This window comes from Sphingobacterium tabacisoli (assembly GCF_017908035.1).
Lineage (GTDB): Bacteria > Bacteroidota > Bacteroidia > Sphingobacteriales > Sphingobacteriaceae > Sphingobacterium > Sphingobacterium tabacisoli.
In genome coordinates this window covers 1777771-1798335 of record NZ_JAEQMU010000001.1, presented here as the reverse complement: position 1 = coordinate 1798335, position 20565 = coordinate 1777771, and the positions used below count along the sequence as shown (strand labels likewise).

At 40.7% G+C, this 20565-nt stretch carries 21 protein-coding genes and 1 tRNA gene; 13 read left to right on the top strand and 9 right to left on the bottom strand.

From position 1 onward, the window contains the following. Positions 1–59 precede the first annotated feature (59 nt). From JKG64_RS07600 to JKG64_RS07585, 4 genes are read right to left on the bottom strand one after another with little or no spacing between them, the layout of a single operon-like run. A complete protein-coding gene (locus JKG64_RS07600; protein WP_021072282.1) occupies positions 60–869 on the bottom strand; it encodes a phosphate ABC transporter ATP-binding protein in 810 nt (269 codons plus the stop codon). Beyond that, complete coding sequence (locus JKG64_RS07595) at positions 824–1678, bottom strand: PstA family ABC transporter permease (protein WP_210353709.1); 855 nt, start codon at positions 1676–1678, stop codon at positions 824–826. The genes JKG64_RS07600 and JKG64_RS07595 overlap by 46 nt, the downstream gene beginning before the upstream one ends. Further along, the gene (gene pstC / locus JKG64_RS07590) at positions 1678–2565 is read right to left on the bottom strand and encodes a phosphate ABC transporter permease subunit PstC (RefSeq protein ID WP_210353708.1); all 888 of its coding nucleotides are present in this window, start codon (positions 2563–2565) and stop codon (positions 1678–1680) included. Before pstC ends, JKG64_RS07595 begins: the two co-directional genes overlap by 1 nt. Positions 2566–2607: 42 nt before the next feature. Continuing rightward, positions 2608–3582, bottom strand: a complete 975-nt coding sequence (locus tag JKG64_RS07585) for a PstS family phosphate ABC transporter substrate-binding protein (protein WP_210353707.1) — start codon at positions 3580–3582, stop codon at positions 2608–2610. 167 nt (positions 3583–3749) lie between these two features. Between JKG64_RS07585 and JKG64_RS07580 the strand changes: the two genes are divergently transcribed. The 6 genes from JKG64_RS07580 (at position 3750) to JKG64_RS07555 (ending at position 10172) form a co-directional block, all read left to right on the top strand. Next, a complete protein-coding gene (locus tag JKG64_RS07580; protein WP_210353706.1) occupies positions 3750–5852 on the top strand; it encodes a HEPN domain-containing protein in 2103 nt (700 codons plus the stop codon). 13 nt (positions 5853–5865) lie between these two features. Next, positions 5866–6633, top strand: coding sequence for a uroporphyrinogen-III C-methyltransferase (cobA, locus tag JKG64_RS07575; RefSeq protein WP_021072277.1), 768 nt, complete (start codon positions 5866–5868; stop codon positions 6631–6633). Next, a complete protein-coding gene (locus JKG64_RS07570) occupies positions 6633–7214 on the top strand; it encodes a precorrin-2 dehydrogenase/sirohydrochlorin ferrochelatase family protein (RefSeq protein WP_210353705.1) in 582 nt (193 codons plus the stop codon). Before cobA ends, JKG64_RS07570 begins: the two co-directional genes overlap by 1 nt. Beyond that, a complete protein-coding gene (locus JKG64_RS07565) occupies positions 7211–7906 on the top strand; it encodes a phosphoadenylyl-sulfate reductase (RefSeq protein ID WP_210353704.1) in 696 nt (231 codons plus the stop codon). Before JKG64_RS07570 ends, JKG64_RS07565 begins: the two co-directional genes overlap by 4 nt. 22 nt (positions 7907–7928) lie before the next feature. After that, on the top strand, positions 7929–8819 hold the full coding sequence (gene cysD / locus JKG64_RS07560; protein ID WP_210353703.1) for a sulfate adenylyltransferase subunit CysD: 891 nt from the start codon (positions 7929–7931) through the stop codon (positions 8817–8819). Between the two features lie 108 nt (positions 8820–8927). After that, positions 8928–10172, top strand: coding sequence for a sulfate adenylyltransferase subunit 1 (locus tag JKG64_RS07555; protein WP_210353702.1), 1245 nt, complete (start codon positions 8928–8930; stop codon positions 10170–10172). A gap of 47 nt (positions 10173–10219) precedes the next feature. Here the strand turns inward: JKG64_RS07555 and JKG64_RS07550 are convergent, their stop codons facing one another. Continuing rightward, positions 10220–11041, bottom strand: coding sequence for an alpha/beta fold hydrolase (locus JKG64_RS07550; RefSeq protein ID WP_210353701.1), 822 nt, complete (start codon positions 11039–11041; stop codon positions 10220–10222). Positions 11042–11191: 150 nt separating this feature from the next. Here JKG64_RS07550 and JKG64_RS07545 point away from each other — a divergent pair. After that, positions 11192–11265, top strand: a tRNA-Arg gene (locus JKG64_RS07545). Positions 11266–11798: 533 nt separating this feature from the next. Here the strand turns inward: JKG64_RS07545 and JKG64_RS07540 are convergent. From JKG64_RS07540 to lysS, 3 genes are all read right to left on the bottom strand, one after another. Continuing rightward, the gene (locus tag JKG64_RS07540; protein WP_210353700.1) at positions 11799–12509 is read right to left on the bottom strand and encodes a DUF4397 domain-containing protein; all 711 of its coding nucleotides are present in this window, start codon (positions 12507–12509) and stop codon (positions 11799–11801) included. Positions 12510–12644: 135 nt separating this feature from the next. Beyond that, entirely contained in the window at positions 12645–13211 is a 567-nt protein-coding gene (locus JKG64_RS07535) for a hypothetical protein (RefSeq protein WP_210353699.1), read from the bottom strand. Between the two features lie 85 nt (positions 13212–13296). After that, on the bottom strand, positions 13297–15003 hold the full coding sequence (gene lysS, locus JKG64_RS07530) for a lysine--tRNA ligase (RefSeq protein WP_210353698.1): 1707 nt from the start codon (positions 15001–15003) through the stop codon (positions 13297–13299). Between the two features lie 306 nt (positions 15004–15309). Here lysS and JKG64_RS07525 point away from each other — a divergent pair, with 306 nt between their 5' ends. The 6 genes from JKG64_RS07525 to JKG64_RS07500 all read left to right on the top strand — a co-directional run bounded on the left by JKG64_RS07525 (position 15310) and on the right by JKG64_RS07500 (position 20230). After that, positions 15310–15558 carry a type B 50S ribosomal protein L31 gene (locus JKG64_RS07525; protein ID WP_210353697.1) on the top strand — a complete coding sequence of 83 codons (249 nt, stop codon included), beginning with the start codon at positions 15310–15312 and terminating at the stop codon, positions 15556–15558. 68 nt (positions 15559–15626) lie between these two features. Further along, a complete protein-coding gene (locus JKG64_RS07520; protein WP_210353696.1) occupies positions 15627–16817 on the top strand; it encodes a putative sugar nucleotidyl transferase in 1191 nt (396 codons plus the stop codon). 28 nt (positions 16818–16845) lie between these two features. After that, entirely contained in the window at positions 16846–17610 is a 765-nt protein-coding gene (gene tpiA, locus JKG64_RS07515; protein ID WP_210353695.1) for a triose-phosphate isomerase, read from the top strand. Between the two features lie 4 nt (positions 17611–17614). Continuing rightward, positions 17615–18454: a 50S ribosomal protein L11 methyltransferase gene (gene prmA / locus JKG64_RS07510; protein ID WP_210353694.1), complete on the top strand. Its 840-nt coding sequence runs from the start codon at positions 17615–17617 to the stop codon at positions 18452–18454. Between the two features lie 2 nt (positions 18455–18456). Next, positions 18457–19830: a Mur ligase family protein gene (locus JKG64_RS07505; RefSeq protein ID WP_202102118.1), complete on the top strand. Its 1374-nt coding sequence runs from the start codon at positions 18457–18459 to the stop codon at positions 19828–19830. Between the two features lie 70 nt (positions 19831–19900). Further along, entirely contained in the window at positions 19901–20230 is a 330-nt protein-coding gene (locus JKG64_RS07500; protein WP_133584026.1) for a helix-turn-helix domain-containing protein, read from the top strand. Between the two features lie 60 nt (positions 20231–20290). Here the strand turns inward: JKG64_RS07500 and JKG64_RS07495 are convergent, their stop codons facing one another. Next, entirely contained in the window at positions 20291–20455 is a 165-nt protein-coding gene (locus JKG64_RS07495) for a hypothetical protein (RefSeq protein WP_021072262.1), read from the bottom strand. Positions 20456–20565: the final 110 nt, after the last annotated feature.

Below are 20565 nucleotides of genomic sequence, written 5' to 3'. Positions count from 1 at the left end.
TGTTGCTATCTTAAGAGCTAAGATATATAAAAGGAGCGACCTGTCTAGGTCGCTCCTTTTTAGCTTATAAATCCCTTGACATACTGTTTGGTGATCTCATTTTGAGGATTCAGGAGAATGTCTTCTGTTTTTCCAAACTCTATTATTTCGCCATTGTATACAAAGATGATGTAGTCAGAGACTCTTCGTGCCTGACGAAGTATATGAGTTACTAATACGATGGTGTATTCGCTTTTCAGGTCTATCAATAGATTTTCGATAGTCTGTGTAGATATAGGATCCAAGGCCGAGGTACTTTCGTCACCAAGTATAATCTCAGGCTGCACAGCTAGGCCGCGGGCTAGACAAAGACGTTGCTGCTGCCCTATAGACAGTGTCGTCGCAGAATGGTGGAGTCTGTCTTTCACTTCCTCCCATAGTCCTACGTTTTTTAATTGGGTTTCTACAATTTCTTTTAAGACTGTTTTGTCCCGTTGACCATGTATGCGCGGTCCATAGGTGATATTTTCAAAAATAGACATAGGTAATGGGAAGGGGCGTTGGGAGAGTAACCCCATTTTTTTTCTGATGTGTGTGACTTCGGCGTCTTTAGCGTAAATGTCTTCCCCATTAACCAGTACGGAGCCATTTATTTTTACGTTTTTGCTGTCATCCATCAATCTATTCAGTGTTTTTAGTAGTGTTGTTTTTCCACAACCTGACGGTCCTATAATGGATGTGATCGAGTTATTGGGGATTGCTAAATTTATGTTTTTAAGAATGTGTTTCCCTTCGATATGTACATTCAGATCCTTGATTTGTATGTGTGGCAGTTGCATCTGCGTTACAGTCTGTGTTTCTTTTGTCGCGAGGCTAGTATATGTGTGCATATGACAATGATTAGAATGATAAATGTTAATATAAGCGCGGAGGCATAAGCTCTTCCCTGTACTTCGGGGATCGGGCTGCTAAGCTGAAAAAAAATGGCTAGTGGCAATGTTGCCGCTGGTTCGTCGAGATATAAGGGAAGATTATCGCTGAACCCTGTAGTTAGCAATACCCCTGCTACATCTCCGATTGCTCTTCCAAAGGCGAGTAGAAGGGCTGTGAATAGACCTGGTTTGATATACTTCAATAGTATCTGGGCGGTCTGCCATCGTGTAGCCCCTAATGAGGTAGTGGTGTTTTTGAGGTCTAAAGGAATGGTTTTTAAAAGTTCATCCAGCGTACGTACCACTATAGGGATGGTGAGGAGTGTGATCGTAATGACACCACCCAATAGGGAAGCACGGATTCCTAATGTAATCATAATACTGAAGGCAATGGCTCCATATACAATTGATGGTATGCCAAATAGTATATCAAACAAGAGTTTTGATACCCGGGCCAGGGTAGAGGTCTGATCGACGTAGGCGTTGAGGTAGATGGCGATAGGTAACCCTATTAAGCAAGCTAGTATTGTAGATAGGCCCGCTAGATAAAAGGAACCCAAAATTGCATTGAGTATCCCTCCTTCTTTACCAATATAGAAACCGCCTTGAGGTGTCTGGCTGATCATGTCCCAAGTGAGGTAGGGGAGCCCTTTGAAAAGGATAATCCCTATAATTAGAAAAAGGGAACCTGTAATTCCTATACCCGCGAGTTGCATTAATATTTTTGCGATTTTTTCCCGTCGCAGTCTTGATTTAATGGTTGACATTATGCTTTTTCCTCCAGTTTATTTAGTATTAGTCGCGAAATAAGATTGAATAGAAAGATGATCGTCAGCAATAGTAGGGCAGCGAACATTAATGCGGCATCATAATGTGGTATGGACATCATCTCTCCAAAGTTATTGGCTATGAGTGCGGGGATAGGATATCCGGCATCGAATAGAGACTTTGGGATTTGGGGTATGTTGCCGCAGACCATGAGTACTGCTATTGTTTCTCCAAAAGCACGTGATGTTGCCAGTACTATGGCAGCGATTATTCCAGGGCGAGCTTTTTTTAAAATGACTTTTTGTATGGTTTCCCATCGTGTAGCGCCGAGTGATAGTGATGCTGCTTTTAGATCCGGAGGTATAGTCTCTAGTACTTCTACCATGATGCTGATCATAATCGGAAATATCATAACAGCGAGTACTATTCCACCGGAGAGAATAGAGTACCCCGCGTTCGGGCTCCCAAAAATAGGCCCTATATAGTTTGATATCAAGGGTACGACAAATAGAATTCCCCACACGCCATAGAGTACGGGGGGGATAGCTGCCAGTACATTTATTAAAGGGAGTACTGTTTTTTTTAAGAGAGCGGATGCATATTCAACCAGGTAAATCGAAGATAGGAGACATAGTGGGGCTGCGATAACCAGGGCTATCAGTGTGACAGATACTGTGCCAGTGATAAAGGGTAGAAAACCAAACTGTCCTTTCAGTGGAGACCAGGTGCTTCCACTTAGGATGGTGAATAGGTTCTGGTCTTTTAATAAGGGCAGTGATTTAATAAACAGTCCAATGCCTATGAAAACTACCATGGACAGCGTCAAGAGGAGTAGGATTCGAAATGTGTGGCGTATCCATAGGTCTTTTAGAATGCGTAGTCTCATTTGCTTAATGTGTTTGTTTTTTACGGAGCGAGGCTCGGCTTTTTAGTTGCTAGGAATAGTGTTTATTTTCTCTCTTTCGACTTTAAGTTGGTCGTCTGTAAGTGGAATATATCCGTTGCTCAATAGGTGCTCTTGTTGTTCTTTTTTTAGGACAAAGTGTATAAACTCTCGTATCAATGCGTTAGTGTTTCCTTTTTTTACTACAAATGCCAAGGGCCTGGAGGGAGGGGAAGGGTACTTTCCTGATGCCACTGCTTCGGTCAATTGATCTAGATTGTTGTAGAAGTCTTCCGCTGTGTCAATTTTTCCATTCTTGTTTTTATCGATTGGTATGACACTTATGTGCGCTGCAGTTTTTTTTAGGTTTAGATCATAGACATAGTTGATGTTGTTAAAACCGATACTATTTGGCTCTTCCTTGATGGCTTGCGCCAAGCCTGGGTCACCGTATATACCAATACCTTTTAAGTCTTCTTGATTTTGGCCTAGGTATTTGGCCCATGTCTCTGCCGCACCTGCAGCATCTGAACGGACATAGGTGATTATGGGAGCGGTTGTAAACCTAGGGTCAATATCGCTCCATTTCTGATAGGATTGTGTGACAAAGATTCCTTCGAGTTCCTGTTGCGTAAGTCCCCTCTTTTTTAGGAGTGTGGCATTGGGGTGGTTGGTATTAAACGTTCCTAGCACAGCGTCTTTTGCAACAAAAATAGGGAATGCTCCTTTTTTTAATTCTTGCTCATGAAAATCTCGGGATACAAGGCCGATATCCATCATATCTGTGAGCACATCTGTTATTCCTTTACCTGCTCCTCCTGCTGAAATATTGAAACGGACATTGGGGTGTATTTTTTTAAAATCCTCACTCCATAAAACCACAATGGGGTAGAGCGCGAATGCACCAGATAGGGATATGTTGCCTGAATATCCTGTCTTTGGGTCATAGCTGTTTTGTGTTTTTGGTGCACAGCTTGATATTATTATGGATGCTAATATGCTAATACGTAGTTGTTTCATCCTTTTGTTTGCTTTATCGAAAAGAGTCGTAAATATATTTTTTACAAATATATACTAATTTGGTAGATTATGTAGTTATTGTTGATTTTGTTTTATACATTTGTTGCGTTCTTGTTTTGTGAACCGTAATTATAAAGCTTGGATTGACACATTTTTAGGTAAAAAATATGCAGAGTTTTCGTACTGAATTAGAGAATCCTGTGGTTGCACAGGAGATTATTGAGCTAGATAAAAAGATTAGGGCTTATCAGGAAGGTTCTTTGCCAGAAGAGAAGTTTAGGTCGCTTCGTTTGGCTCGGGGGGTGTATGGGCAGCGTCAGCCTGGAGTGCAGATGGTTCGTATTAAATTACCTTTTGGAAAGGTAACCTTTAGACAGTTGCTGAAGATTGCTGCTATCTCTGATGAATATGCGAGTCGTAATCTTCACCTTACAACACGTCAGGATATACAGATTCACTATGTGAGTTTGGCAAAGACTCCTGAGCTCTGGGCTAAATTGGCAGCTGATGATATTACTTTGAGAGAGGCTTGTGGGAATACGGTCCGTAATGTGACTGCATCTGCTACAGCAGGGATAGATCCGGATGAGCCATTTGATGTATCTCCTTATGCGCAGCAGACATTTGCTTATTTTCTTCGTAATCCAGTCTGCGCTGAAATGGGACGGAAATTCAAGATCTCCTTTTCGTCTTCGGACAAGGATACCGCATTTTCTTATATTCATGACTTTGGTTTTATTCCTAAAGTAAGATGGAGTGATGGGGTAGAGGAGCGTGGTTTCAAGGTGTTGATGGGAGGTGGTCTGGGGGCTCAGCCTGTTCTTGCTGAGGAAGTGTATGATTTTCTTCCAGAGGATCAGGTTATTCCATATATAGAGGCTACGTTGCGTGTTTTTGATCGTTATGGGGAGCGTAATAATCGGAATAAGGCTCGTTTTAAATATTTGGTCCAGAAGATAGGGCTTTCGGAGGTGTTGCGTCTTATTGAGGAGGAGCGAATAGCAAACAGGAATACTGTTTTTGTGGTCGATCGTAGGCTGGTGGAAGCGCCTGTTCTGCCTGAAACGGCAATCGATGCGGTACCTGTAGTCGACGAAAGAGCTTTTCAGGTATGGCAAAAAACAAATGTATTCGCTCAAAAGCAGTCAGGTTATTACGGGGTGTATGTAAATGTGCAGACAGGAGATTTATCTACTGATAAGGCTAGGCGATTGGTATCGGGTATACAGGGGCATGTGGCAGATGATATCCGTATTACTCAAGGGCAGAATTTGCTTTTTAAGTTTGTCCGTGAGGCTTCTCTTTCGCATTTATTCAATTTATTGGTTGAATTAGGTCTGTCGAAACCGGGTTTTGATAGTACGGCTGATATTACGACTTGTCCGGGGACCGATACTTGTAATCTAGGGATATCTAATTCTACGGAGATGGCCCGTGTATTAGAGGGGTATGTTCATGAATTTTATACAGATTTTGTTTTTGAGCAGGGATTGAAGATTAAGATTTCGGGCTGTATGAATTCTTGTGGTCAGCACGGTTTGGCGCATATAGGTTTTCATGGAAGCTCAGTTAAAGCAGATGGTAAGGTGGTTCCTGCTGCGCAGGTGATGTTGGGAGGAGGTACTGTTGGTGATGGTAAAGGACGCGTTGCCGAACGTGTCATCAAGGTGCCTACGAAACGTGTTCTTCAGGTTGTTGATCTTGTTCTTTCCGATTATAAGATCCATAAATCGGTCGAAGAGAATTTTCATGGGTATTATGATCGTGTTGGAAAGGATTATTTCTATCGGTTGTTGAAGCCGTTGTCTGATCTGACGACATTGACTGCAGATGAGTTTATTGATTGGGGGCATCAGGATACTTTTGCTACGGCAATCGGTGTTGGGGAATGTGCTGGGGTGGTGATTGATCTGGTGGCTACTTTACTTTTTGAGGCTGAGGAAAAGATTGATTGGGCAAAACAGGCTTTGGAACTCGATCAGTATGCTGATGCTATTTATCACAGCTATAGTGCCTTTGTTTGGGGGGCCAAGGCTTTGTTGCTTGATCGTGGTGTCAATGCGAGTACACAGGTTGCTGTTATTGACGGGTTTGATGAGGTGTATGTCGCGAGTGGGGAATTTCGTTTTCTGACTTCTTTTTCGGAACGCGTACTCCAGATTAATAAATACGAGCCTTCTAAGGAATTTGCGGAGGCTTATTTGATACAGGCTACTGCTTTTTACTATGACGCCGCCGAACGTAGGTCGGCGCTAAGGGTTAATTCTTAAAGGATATTTGAAAATGAATAAAATACAACCATTTGTAACATTGGTAGGAGCCGGTCCGGGCGATCCTGACTTGATTACATTGAAAGGAGTGAAAGCTATCGCATGTGCTGATGTTATTCTTTATGATGCTTTGGTGAATGATGCTTTATTGTCTTATGCTAGACCTAACTGTACAAAAGTGTATGTGGGGAAACGGGCAGAGCGGCTGTCCACTTCACAAGATTACATCAATAGACTGATGGTGGATTATGCGTTGACGCATGGGCATGTGGTTCGGTTGAAGGGAGGAGATTCTTTTGTATTTGGTCGTGGTGGTGAAGAGTTGGACTATGTACATGGTTTTGGTATTCCTACTGCAGTCATTCCGGGGATATCTTCAGCGATTGGATTGACAGGGATTCAGAAGATTCCTTTAACTTATAGAGGTGTCAGTGAGAGCTTTTGGGTAATTACGGGGTCTAAGTCTGACGGAAGCCTGTCCTCCGATCTTCAGTTGGCAGTAGGGACAGATGCTACGATAGTGGTATTGATGGGGTATGGTAAGTTGCGGGAGATTGTTTCCTTGTATGAGGCCAGTGGAAAGTCTACTTTGCCGATTGCTGTTATTCAGAATGGCTCTTTGGCTACTGAACGTGTTGTGTTGGGGACGATAAGCTCTATTGTTGAAGCTGTGGAATGCAGTGGTGTTGGTGTGCCCGCTATTATTGTGATTGGAGAGGTGGTCAGCAAGCATGCAGCGTTCAGTAGGATACGGAACGAGATCCATTATTTACAGGTGTGATGAACAGGTTGTTTCCTATATTTCTTAAGCTTGAGCAGTTACAGGTTCTGTTGATTGGAGCTGGCCCGGTGGGTTTGGAAAAGATAAGCGCGTTATTGCAGCAGAGTCCCAAAGCGAAGGTTCGGGTCGTTGCTAAGGATGTTTCTGGGGATTTTAGAGCATTTGTGCAAGGGCAAGAGCATGTTGATCTGTATGAACGTAGTTTTGAAGATGTGGATTTGGATGGGGTGGATCTGGTTGTGGTCGCGAGTAATAACACGCTATTGAATCAACATATACAGGGGTTGGCAAGGAAGCGTAATGTATTACTCAATGTGGCCGATAAACCGGATTTATGTGATTTTTATTTGGGATCTGTCGTGATGAAGGGGGATTTAAAGATTGGTATCTCTACCAACGGAAAGTCGCCGACTATTGCAAAGCGGTTGAAGGAGTTTTTACAAGGATTGTTACCGGAGGAGATTGATGAGACCTTGGGATTGATGTATGAGATGCGTGAGCAGCTTCGGGGCGATTTTGGAGAGAAGGTACGGTTATTAAATGCCCATACACGAGAGTTATTGGAAAGGAGTCAAAAATGATTGATGAACTGAAACGTGTGTTGAATGGTTTGCAGGCGGAGGAAATTATTGCGTATGTGGCGGCGCAGTATGGAAATCGGGTTGTTTTCTCTACTTCATTCGGGGTAGAGGATCAGGTTTTGACCCATATGCTTGCCGCGAAAGCTCGGGATACCTCAGTATTTACCTTAGAGACCGGTCGTTTGTTTCCGGAGACTTATTATATTTGGAATAGAACTTTAGAACGCTATGGTATGCCTATTAGGGCTTTCTATCCTCAGGCCGATGCGTTGGAAGCTATGGTGAGTGATAAGGGGCCAACAAGTTTTTATGAGAGCGTAGAAAATCGTAAGGAATGTTGTTTTATCCGTAAAATAGAGCCTTTGCGGCGTGCTATTAAGGGGTTTGATGTTTGGATTACAGGAATTCGGGCAGAGCAATCTTCGAATAGAGAAGATATGGGGATTGTGGAGTGGGATGAAGGTAATGCTATTATTAAGGTTCACCCTTTGTTTTACTGGACTCAGGCAGAGGTCGAGGGATTCTTGAAGGCATTTAATGTGCCTTATAATCCGCTTCATGATAAAGGGTTTTTAAGTATCGGATGTCAGCCTTGTACGCGGTCTGTAGGTGCTGGCGAGGACTTTCGTGCAGGCAGATGGTGGTGGGAAGACAAGAGTAAAAAAGAGTGTGGTTTACATGGTGAAAGATAAAAGAAAATAAAAATATTTATAAATGGATTATTTAGATCATTTAGAAGCAGAGGCTATTTATATTCTTCGGGAGGTAGCTGGGCAATTTGAAAATCCAGCTTTGTTGTTTTCGGGAGGTAAAGACAGTATTACGTTGGTGCATCTGGCGAAGAAGGCATTTAAGCCAGGTAAATTTCCGTTTCCGCTTGTTCATATTGATACAGGGCATAATTTCCCAGAGACGATTGTATTCCGCGACTGGTTGGTGGAGCAGGTTGGTGAGCGGTTGATTGTAGGGTCAGTACAGGAAAGTATCGATCAGGGGCGGGTGCTGGAGTCTATAGGGAAGAATGCCAGCCGCAATGCTTTACAGACGGTGACATTGTTGGATACGATAGCTGCATACGGTTTCGATGCTTGTATCGGGGGGGCGCGTAGAGATGAAGAGAAGGCTCGTGCCAAAGAGCGTGTTTTTTCTGTGCGTGATGAGTTCGGGCAATGGGATCCCAAACGGCAGCGTCCGGAGTTGTGGAATATTTTTAATGGGAAGATAAATAAAGGAGAGAACGTCCGTGTATTTCCGATTTCGAATTGGACGGAGCTTGATGTTTGGAACTATATCAAGCGGGAAGGGATCGCTTTGCCTTCTATTTACTTTAGCCATAGTCGGGATGTGGTATGGCGTAATGGGCAATGGATGGCGAGTGCGGACTGTTTACAAGTGGATGCAGATGATCGAGTTGAGCGTCGGGCTGTGCGCTTCCGGACAGTAGGTGATATGACCTGTACTGCGGCTGTGGATTCGCACGCGGTGGAGTTGGATGATATCATTGCTGAGATAAAAGCGTCGACAGTCAGTGAACGGGGGGCGCGGATGGATGATAAGGTATCGGAGGCTGCTATGGAGGAACGTAAGAAACAGGGGTATTTTTAGCGTATGGTATTGGGTATTTAGTACATAGTATTGAGATAGGAGATATTAGATAGGAGATTTCAGAAGTGTCTAGTCTCTAGTTTCTTGTCTCTGATTATTAGAAAAGAAATGAATATATTGAAATTTATTACGGCGGGTTCTGTTGACGATGGTAAGAGTACCTTGATCGGCCGGTTGCTATATGATACGAATTCTATACTGGATGATCAGCTTGAGGCGATTCAAAAGGCTAATCGTAAGAATGATGATGGTACGGTTGATCTGGCGATATTAACGGATGGTCTAAAGGCGGAGCGTGAGCAGGGAATTACCATTGATGTGGCCTATAAGTATTTTCAGACGGAAGCACGTAAGTTTATTATTGCCGATGCTCCTGGGCATATACAGTATACGCGTAATATGGTGACAGGAGCTTCGAATTCTGATTTAATCATTGTTCTTATTGATGCGCGAAAAGGGGTGATAGAGCAGACTAAACGACATTCGTTTATTGCGAAGTTGCTATCGTTACGAAAAGTTCTTGTTTGTGTCAATAAGATGGATATGGTGGATTATAGCGCATCTGTTTTTGAAACCATTAAATCGGACTATCAGCTACTGGCAGATAGGCTCGGCATTAAAGATGTTGATTTTGTTCCTGTATCTGCATTGAAAGGAGATAATATTGTGTACAGTTCTGATCGAATGGGGTGGTATAAGGGGCCTACGCTTTTAACGTATCTGGAAACAGTAACCTGGGAAGAGGAGGTGAGCAATGCCTGGCGTCTTCCTGTGCAATGGGTGATTCGTCCGCAGAGTGCAGATTTGCCCGATTATCGGGGATATGCCGGGCGTGTGATTGGAGACGGATTGACGGTCGGAGAAGAAGTTGTGGTGCTGCCGAGCGGCGTTCGCAGTCGGGTGCAAGCTATTGAGTTTGATCAGAAGGACCTATTGTATGCCGTGGATGGACAATCCATTGTTTTGCATCTGACGGATGATGTCGATGTCTCAAGAGGAGACTTTATTAGTAGCGCAACCAAGGTGTCCCGTTCAGAACGAAGTTTTGAAGCAAATGTGAGTTGGTTTGAAAATCGACCATTGGATACCAATCAGGTGTATATTTTGCAAAATCAGACACAGGTGACAAAGGTTAAGGTGTTGGAGGTTCTATATCGGTATGATGTTCATAGTCAGGATAAGGTGTATGACGGTGGTATAGGTCTAAATGATATTGGACGGATTTTGGTAAAAGCTGCCGATGAGGTTGTGTTTGATTTGAACAATGAGCTAGCTGCTAATGCGCGAGCGATATTGATTGATCCCAGGAATAACCTTACGGTGGGTGCGCTGACTATAGAGGGCATTGGTTAGCTGTCCTTAAAGATTTATTGACGTAGTAGGATGTTATTTATCCTAATCTACGTCAATAAAAAAGCATTTATTTCTTTGTTGAAGGCTAAAGGCTGTTCCAGGTTTGGAAGATGCCCAGCTTCTTCAATTTCGATGTACCTTGCTTCTGGAATACATTGATGCATCTCTTCCATCAGGAATTTTGCCGTTATTTTGTCCTCTGTGCCTCGGATCAGCAATGTTGGGACTTTTATGTTTGCCAGGGAATCTGATGTATCCGTTCGAGAGGCGAGTGCGAGCATCGTAGCACATATGGTTTGGATGGGATTGCGTCTTATGCTGCTTTTTATCAATTCTACTGCTTCTGGATTTTCAAGGATTGTTTTTTGAGCAAATAGGCTGTCGATAAACCCGAGCGCAAAGGGTCTCCTGCCGTGTCTTAGAATTGCCTGGATGCTGTCGAATCGCTTTTGTTTAGCTGTGTTGTCGTCTGCTCTGGAATGTGTGTCAGAGAGGATAAGGCCCTCTATGCGATCAGGGATCAGTTGATACATCCGTAAAGCGATGTAGCCGCCCATGGATACTCCACATAATGTTACTTTTTCAATGTCGAGTTTATTGATAAATGAGATAATGTCCTTCGCAAATACATCAATGCTAAAAAAGCCATGTCCGCTGGTAGATAATCCATGTCCCCGAATGTCTATGGCGATACCTGTGATATCATCTTCCAATGATTCCAATTGTGGTCTCCAGGAGTTCTTGTTGAAGGGGAATCCGTGTAGAAATATAATGGTACGTCTTTCTTTTTCGGTTGCTTTTTTGATATAATAGGATAGACTGATGTCTTCTGTCCTGATTTTGTTGCTACGGATAATACGTTCTGTCATAAAAAAGAAAATGTAATTCTATTACTATCAGCAATATATAAAAAAATATGGGTTTTGTTGTTAAAAAAGGTGTTAAAATGTTTGAAATGTTGAAAAAAGTATTGATATTTGCATCACCAAAACGGAAGATAACTGAAGTTTTAGGTTAATGCATTCCTAGCTCAATTGGATAGAGCATCTGACTACGAATCAGAAGGTTAGGGGTTCGACTCCCTTGGAGTGCACAGTGTTAAAAAAAGGATTCTCAAAGCGAGGATCCTTTTTTTTGTTTGAATCAGATTGCTGACTACTTAGTTTATCTTTTTATAACCTCTCTATTGCATAAAAATAGCTTATGGCGTCCATACTTACTTCAATTTGATCGTTCTTTTGATACACTCTAAATAATCAGTCCTTGTTGAGGGGGGGCAAATAGGGAAGATGTATAAATTGTGTAAGAATAAATGAACTATAACATAGGGATCATGTAAGTTCATAGCTTACATGATCCCTACATAATACCTACATAATACTTACATAACAGTACTATCGTTCATGTTGTAAGGTCTGCTATACTTGGTTGGGTACTGCTTTGGACTTTGGTGGCTCCTCGTGCTGGAAATGTTAGATAATATCGAAAATAGATGGGAGGACGAGGAGGAGGAACGGTAGCTCATCGGTCCCTTGGAATATAGAATCGAATCAATAATACAGACATTTTCAAAAAAAGAGGGGATGTGCAATTTGAACATCCCCTCGTGTTAACTAAAATGGAATTTTAATATTGTTTTACTACCCCAAGGTATAGTGGCGTTTTTGTAGAATTCTTGTCTCCGGTTAGTATGATACTGTAGTATCTTCCCGATTCAAGATTCTCTGAGCGTTCGACCAGTGTATTGTTATTTTCATCCGTGATGATGATATTTGTTTTTCCACTGTTTTGTGCTACAAAAGTAGCGTTTTTGAGACTTTCGCCTGTCAATACATCTTCAACGACTCTATCTTTGTATATAGGAGTTTCTTTACTGTTTAAGTATACGTTGACTTTTGAAGTGTTGTTTGCCAGATGAAAGAAGCGTAAACCTGTCTTGTTTGCTAGATCCTCTATGCTTTGATCTTCCGCAATGATTTGTTTCGGTTTTTCTGAAGTTCCAAATACAAAGGAGGTGTAAGCTGACCGGTCCTTGAAGGTGTATACTGTGTCTATTAAAACTTTATTTTCAGAGGAAAAAGTTTTTATTTTTCGGTTTCCCACATAAAGATTTGCTGGTAGTGCACTGTAACTGTTATATACCAATGGGTTGTGTCGATACTGTAAGTAATTGTCATCTGCCATATGGAATATAGAAGGACTAGGCGTGTAAGCGTTGACCATATAGAGGGATGCTCTTGGGATATTATTGATGTCGTCGTTATCTTTAAGACATCCACTTAAGACGGATACACTTAGAAGCGCAATGAAGAATAATTTAATAGTTTGTGTTTTCATCTTTTCTATGCTTTGTTATATCGTTATAACGGTGTCTTTTTAGAAAAAGCTACAGGTGTGAAAAAAAAATGAAAATTATTAGTAGAAAGAGGTGTTATTTTGATTTTTTATTGAGTGGAAGGAACTGTATGCGGGTTATATGCTGTCGATGCGGATGTTATCCGCATAAAAGAAATAATATCGTTGTCCTTTTTTTGAAAAATCTTTAAAGAAAGGATGTGCTCCGTCTTCAGTAGCTTCCGAGACGACAAAGGAATCTGTTTCCGCATTTTTACTATACTTTATATCAAAGGAAACCAATACATTTTGGTTTAGTGGGAGTTTTTTTCCTTCGTTGTCCAGTATATAGCTATTGGGGTAGTCAATATCAATGTATTGGAGGTTGTTTACTTTTTCGGTGTCTTTTATGGTTAGTTTTAAGGAGTTTTTATTGCTCTTCTTTATGATGAGGTATGATAGGTGATTACCTTCTTTGTCTACCAATTGGCAGTGTTGTTCATTTCCTCGTATTCGGAGTTCTTGAAGGCTGATAAATCCCTTTAATGCAATACGCTTTCCGTTGAGTTCGTTTTTTAGGTAAAGATTTTCCCAAACTGAGGTGGCATCTGAGAAAGGTAGTGTTTCTCCTTTTTCCAAAGGAGTGCTACAACCTGATAGAAAGAAAAAAATCGTGGAAAGGCTGTATAAAAGTAGTCTTATCATGGCTTGTAGTTGCTGAGGTTTTCTTAAGGTTGAGCTTTCCATTAAAAAGCCGTGCTTTTTTATGGAAAGCACGGCTTTTGTTAATCTATTTCTTTGTGATGTATTTATTGTCGCCTTCGATGATTATATCTATAAGATCTTTTTGTCTTAAGCTTTTGGTTGCATTATCCCATTTTTTGCCACTTAGACCTGATTGCTCTTTGATTTCACCTAAGGGTTTTTGGTCTTCCGATAGTAGGTTTAGTACCGCTTTTTCGTCAGGGCCTAGTTCTATCGTTGCTTCTTTTTTCTCCGGGCGCATCTGTGGGAAGAAGAGGACTTCTTGTATAGAGGCATTGTTCGTGAGGAACATGATCAGTCTATCCATACCAATACCAAGACCGGAAGTAGGAGGCATACCATACTCTAATGCCCTAAGGAAATCCTGATCGATAAACATCGCTTCGTCATCCCCCTTTTCTGAAAGGCGTAATTGCTCCTCAAAGCGTTCACGTTGATCAATAGGGTCGTTAAGCTCGGAATAGGCATTGGCCACTTCCTTTCCGCAAATCATGAGTTCAAAACGCTCCGTTAGTTCTGGGTTATTGCGGTGTTTTTTTGTGAGCGGAGACATTTCAACAGGGTAGTCCGTAATGAATGTCGGCTGAATGAAGTTGCCTTCACATTTTTCACCAAAGATTTCGTCGATCAATTTGCCTTTGCCCATAGTATCGTTTACATCGATTCCCATTTCTTTGGCGGCTGTACGGATCTCATCTTCGGTTTTTCCGGTGATGTCAAAACCTGTAAACTGTTTGATAGCATCAGTCATTGTGACACGCGGGTATGGAGCTTTGAAGTCAATCTGGTGTTCGCCAAATACGGTTTTCGTGTTACCATTGACCTGTTGAGCACAGTGCTCTAAAAGTCTTTCCGTAAAGTCCATCATCCAATTGTAGTCTTTGTAGGCTACGTAGATTTCCATTACGGTGAATTCCGGATTGTGAGTGCGGTCCATTCCTTCGTTTCTGAAGTTTTTGGAAAACTCATAAACACCATCAAATCCACCAACAATTAGACGTTTTAGGTATAATTCATTAGCTATACGTAGATACAATGGGATATCTAGTGCATTGTGATGTGTGATAAACGGTCTTGCCGCCGCTCCGCCAGGGATCGCTTGTAAGACAGGTGTTTCTACCTCCATATAACCGGCGTCATTGAAGAATTGACGCATAGCGATATATAGTTTTGTTCTTTTGATAAACGTCTCTTTGTTCTGTGCGTTTACAATCAGATCCACATAGCGCATCCTGTAGCGTTGCTCAGGATCTGTAAAAGCATCAAAAGTTTTGCCCTCTGCTTCTTTTACGACAGGAAGTGGACGTAAGGATTTGGTAAGTACAGTTAGTTTTTCTGCGTGCACCGATATTTCACCACTTTGTGTTGTGAATACAAAGCCTTCGATACCGATGATATCACCAATGTCTAAAAGTTTTTTAAATAGTGTATTGTATAAGGATTTGTCTTCTCCAGGGCAAAGGTCATCTCTTTTTACATAGACTTGGATGCGTCCAGTGGTGTCTTGAAGCTCGATGAAAGATGCATTTCCCATAATGCGACGGCTCATGATACGGCCAGCAATTAAAATATGCTTATAGTTGATCTTATCGCGCTCGTAGTTTTCCAATATATCAGCAGCAGTAACATTCACCTTGAATTCATCGGCAGGGAAAGGGTTAATGCCTAAGTCAATAATGCCTTGTAGATTTTGTCTACGCTGTAATTCCTGTTCGGATAATGCAATACTCATTTGTTGTTTTTTTGAAGAAAATATATATGACCTGTTTGGCCCAAAAAGAAGTCAATCGTACGTAATATTACTTCATGTACGGTTGATTCTATTTAAAGAGCAAAAATAGCAAAAACGTGGATAAAAAAGATTTAATAATGTTCTTATATTTTAAAATATTGTTACTTTTGTCCCTTATTAAGGGTTCACCTCATTAATAGGTGAATAATTAATAGGGTGTGGATAAATAATATTTTGCATTTTGATGTTAAATAGATTATCTTTGCACCTCAATTGTTGAATATATAGTAGTAATCATAAGATAAAATGAAAAAAGATTTGCATCCATCAAACTACAGATTAGTTGTTTTTAAAGACATGTCAAATGACTATTCTTTTGTAACTAAATCATGTGTAGATACTAAAGAAACAATCACTTGGGAAGATGGTAATGAGTATCCATTGGTTAAATTGGAGATTTCTCATACATCGCACCCTTTCTATACTGGTAAGATGAAATTGGTTGATACAGCAGGACGTATCGATAAATTCCGTACTCGTTATAACAAGAAATAATTACCATATTTTATTATGGTTCAGGATCCCGATAAGTGCATTATCGGGATTTTTTGTATTTTAGAGCTATGTCTTTTTCGATCTTATTATTTGATGATTGCTCTTCTCGAGAGCGATTGATGCCACTTACTTCGACACGTCCTGCGGGTAATCTACGTGTAGGTATACTTACTTTGGAAGAGAAATGGCGACAGATCTTTAATGTGGGGGTCTCTTATCTGACAAAGGACTATTTGCGTGAAAAATTTCCGGTTTCAGTTTGTGAGGATAAGGATGTTCTGCTTATTGATGGGGCTGTTTTGCCGAATAAGGAGTTGATTCATGAGCTTGGCTTGCTTGAAGTTGGACAAAAGCTGATCTCGGCCACAGGGGATTGGATTGCTGTACGTTTATCTAAGTTGGATGATTTTGGTAGGGGAGGATTGAACGAAGCTTTGGCTGTGGTCTCTGTTCATGAACATCGAAGGTTGGAATATCCTGAGGATATTTACCTGCGTAATGCGGAGCAAATTGTTTTTGATCTATCTTATGTCGGTTGCGCTGTTTCCACAGCATCGGATCACCCTGGTCGTTCTTTTGTCGGTTCAGAATTTTACATAGCGGAATCAGTGATGATGGGGGATTGTGTGCTCGACTCGAGTAAAGGCCCTATTTATATCGGACCAGATGCTGTATTGGAGGCAGGAGTGGTGGTGTATGGACCTGTTTGTATCGGCTCGGGCTGTCGGGTCAAGAGTGGAACAGTGCTTTACCCAAATGTCAGCATTGGACCGTATAGTACTGTGTGTGGCGAAATCAATAATACGGTTATTTGGGGTAATTCTGCTAAAGGGCATCTCGGGTATCTTGGATGTGCTGTGCTGGGAGAGGGGTGTAATATCGGTGCAGGTAGTAGTAACTCTAATCTGCGTAATGATTGGAAGGATGTGCGCCTTTATGATTACTCTACAAGGGAAATGCGCGATACGGGAATGCAAAAATGTGGTGTGATAATGGGGGATCAGGTGATGTTGGGAATTAATTCAAAAATTAATACAGGAACAGTGATTGGAGTGGGCTGTCAGATTGCAATGTCGAATTTTATTCCCAAATTTGTGGAGGATTTTAGTTGGCTGACGGATGAGGCGAAAAGTTCCTATATTTTTGAGGAATTTATTGCCATGATGCGACGTAAATCAGTATTGAAGCAAGAGTTATTTCAGGAAGAGGATGAACGTATTTTTTCTTTTATTTATAAGAGCGGTATAAGATATAATTAAAATTAATCAACACTAAACATATATTATCATGCGTAAAAACATTGTAGCAGGAAATTGGAAAATGAATCTTGGTTACGAAGAAGGGGTTAGCCTTTTTTCGGAGATTGTGAATATGGTTAAGGATGAGGTAATCGGTAATCAAGAGGTTGTGGTTTGCAGCCCATTTATCCATCTTTCTTCTATTGCTAAATTAGGTGCCTCAGTCCCTAATGTGCATATTGGTGCTCAGAATATTCACCAAGCGGAGTCAGGTGCTTATACGGGTGAAGTTTCAGCTTCTCAGGTTAAATCCGTAGGTGCTCAATATGTTATCTTAGGACATTCGGAGCGTAGAGCTTATTTTGGGGAGACAGATGCTCTTCTTGCTGAGAAGTTGAATGCTGCATTGAAACATGGCTTGAAGCCTATTTTTTGTATTGGGGAGACAAAGGAGGAGCGTGAATCCGGTCGTTTCTTTGATGTTATAAAAACGCAGTTGGAAGCTGGCGTTTTCCATTTAGGTCAAGACGACTTTGCATCTGTTGTTCTTGCTTATGAACCCGTTTGGGCTATTGGAACAGGATTGACTGCTTCGCCAGAGCAGGCGCAGGAGGTGCATGCTTTTATTCGTGAGACTATTGCACAACAGTATGGTGCCGAGGTTGCGGATGCGACTACTATTCTTTATGGGGGAAGTGCAAATCCTTCTAATGCATCTACTTTATTTGCTCAAAAGGATATTGATGGAGGATTGATTGGAGGTGCTTCTTTGAAGTCGAGAGATTTCTTGGAAATTGTGAAAGTATTTAACTAAAATAATGAAATATACAGCTGTTAATTTTGTAAGTGCCGACATTGAGGAGTGGCAGAAAGATTTGCTTATTGCAGAGCTTGGAGATATTGGTTTTGATACCTTTGAGGATAACGAAGATGGTTTTGTAGGCTATATTCCGAGTTCGAATTTGGATATCCAAGCGCTAGAGACTTTGCTGTTGGCACAGGTATCGGATTATCAGCTGGATTACACGGTAAACGACATCGAAGAGCAAAATTGGAATACCCTTTGGGAAAGTGATTTTAATCCAATTTTGGTTGATGATGCTTGTTATGTGCGGGCTACTTTTCATGAGGCTAAGCCTGCTTACGATTACGAGATTGTCATTGATCCTAAGATGTCTTTTGGTACAGGGCATCATCAAACTACTTCGATGATGCTTTCTTTTGTTTTGGCCAATGATTTTGAAGGCAAACGAGTATTGGATATGGGCTGTGGTACTGGTATTTTGGCTATTCTGGCTACCAAGCGTGGGGCTGCTTCTTTGGTAGCGGTCGACTATGATTCTATTTGTGTAGACAGTGTAGAAGAGAATAAGCAACTCAACAATATCACAAATTTAGAAAGTCGCTTAGGTTCTAAGGATGTTATTGTAGGTGAAAAGTACGATGTGATATTAGCAAACATTAATAGGAATATTTTGTTAGACCAATTGGATACTTATGCGAGTGTTTTGGAAATGGGAGGGCAGTTGTACCTAAGCGGTTTTTATGAGGGAGACGACCTCAACATCTTAAAGGATAAATGTGATGCTATCGGCTTTTCTTTTCAAGAGATGAAATCAATGGATAGTTGGTGCGCGGCCAAGTTTGTTAAAGGATAATCATGCGGATACATTTTATAGCTATTGGAGGTAGTGTGATGCATAATTTGGCTATTAGTTTAGCTAAGTTAGGACATCAGGTGACTGGTTCTGATGATCAGATTGTGGAACCGTCCAAATCTCGACTTCAAGAGGCTGGTTTATTGCCTACAAAAATTGGTTGGGATGGAGACCGGATTACCTCTGATATTGATGCCGTGATTTTGGGTAAACATGCTTCAGCAGACAATGTTGAATTGGCAAAGGCACAAGAGTTAGGTGTTAAGATTTATTCATTTCCGGAGTTTGTATATGAGCATAGTATCGACAAGACTCGGGTAGTGATTGCCGGTACGTATGGCAAGACTACTATTACGAGTATGGTTATGCATGTGTTAAAGTATCTTAATCGGGACTTTGACTATCTTGTGGGGGCCAAGTTGGAAGGGTTTGATTCTTTGATCAAATTGACGTCTAGTGCCCCTATAATGCTTATTGAGGGCGATGAGTTCTATGCTTCCTCTATTGATCTACATTCTAAATTTCACTATTATCACCCTAATATTGCGCTGATAAGTAACATCCAATGGGATAATTTTAAAATGCTGATGACCGAAGAGGAATATCTTCACCAATTTGAGACTTTTATTGATACGATTGTCCCGAAAGGTACATTAATCTATAATAAGGAGGATAATAATGTGGTAAAGATAGTGGGGGAAACTAAGGATTGTAAGATCAATCGACATGGTTATCGGGTACCGAACTATACGATTAATAAAGGGGTGACTTACCTTCAGGTCGGAGAAGAGGAGATTCCTTTGCAAATCATAGGTAAACAAAATCTATCGAATATCGCCGGAGCATATACCGTTTGTGAGTGGTTGGGTATAAAGAGAGATGAGTTTTATGAAGCGATAAAGGACTTTAAGAGTTCGATTCGTTACCTTGAGTTTGTTGCTAGTGCAGAAGGAAGTGTGGTCTACCAGGATTTTGCCCATACGCCTACTAAGTTGAAATCTAGTATACATGCTATTAAAGAACAGTTCTCTTCTTTTAAATTGTTGACTATTATAGAGTTGAATCCTTATGATGTTATCGAGGGAGGAAAGTTAGAGCAGTATGATAGTAGCATGCTAGAATCGGATACTTCTATTGTTTTCATCAATAAGAGTAGTATAAAAGAAAAAAATGTAGTTTTAGATAATATTGTTGATAAAATTGTGAAGGTGTTTAATCACCCCAATTTATTGGTAATCACGGAACCTGTTGATTTGTATGGTTTTTTAGAAGTATTTGATAGTCAGGGTTATAATATGTTGTTTATGAGTTCTAGTAATTATAGTGGTATTAATATGCTAAAGTTTGCGGACAAATTTTTAACGAAAATAGACTAAACTGTTTTTGATTTTCTTTTTATTTTAACAATTTATTTTTACTTTTGAGGTAAAACATAACATTTACCAAATGAATGCTTTAGGAAAAAAGATTAGATTATTAAGACATCAAAAGGGCTGGAGCCAAGAGGATGTTGCAAAGCGATTGGATATATCCATTCCTGCTTTTTCGAAAATTGAAACTGGTATAACAGATGTGAACTTGTCTCGTTTAAACCAGATTTCTAAATTATTTGGTCTGTCACTGGTTCAATTGTTGTCTACTTCAGATACAGATGATGATAAGGACAGGATGGACGAGATGAATGAATTGGGACGGAAGCTGCAACTCCGAGAGATTGAAGTTATTGACTTGCAAAAGAAAGTCATTGATTTGTACGAACAGCTACACCAAAAATAGAAAAGGCGATTTTAAAAAATCGCTTTTTCTGTATAAGTGGACTATCTTTATAACGGAGATTTAGAAATCATCTTCATCCTCATCATCAAAATCATCAAACCCACCTATAGAGTCAATTTCTAATCCGAAATCATCATCATCAAAGTCATCAGAATCGTCCTCTGGACCATTAAAATTGATTAATTCCTCTTCAATTTCAAACTTTTCGACACTCTCGTTCATCATAGTAAGCTAATTCTTTCTGTTATTAATTCTAGCGTAAAATTAGATAAGAAAATCAAAACTTAAAACTTTTTTTTAAAAATATGCAGCTGATTATCAGTGTTTTGTTTTGT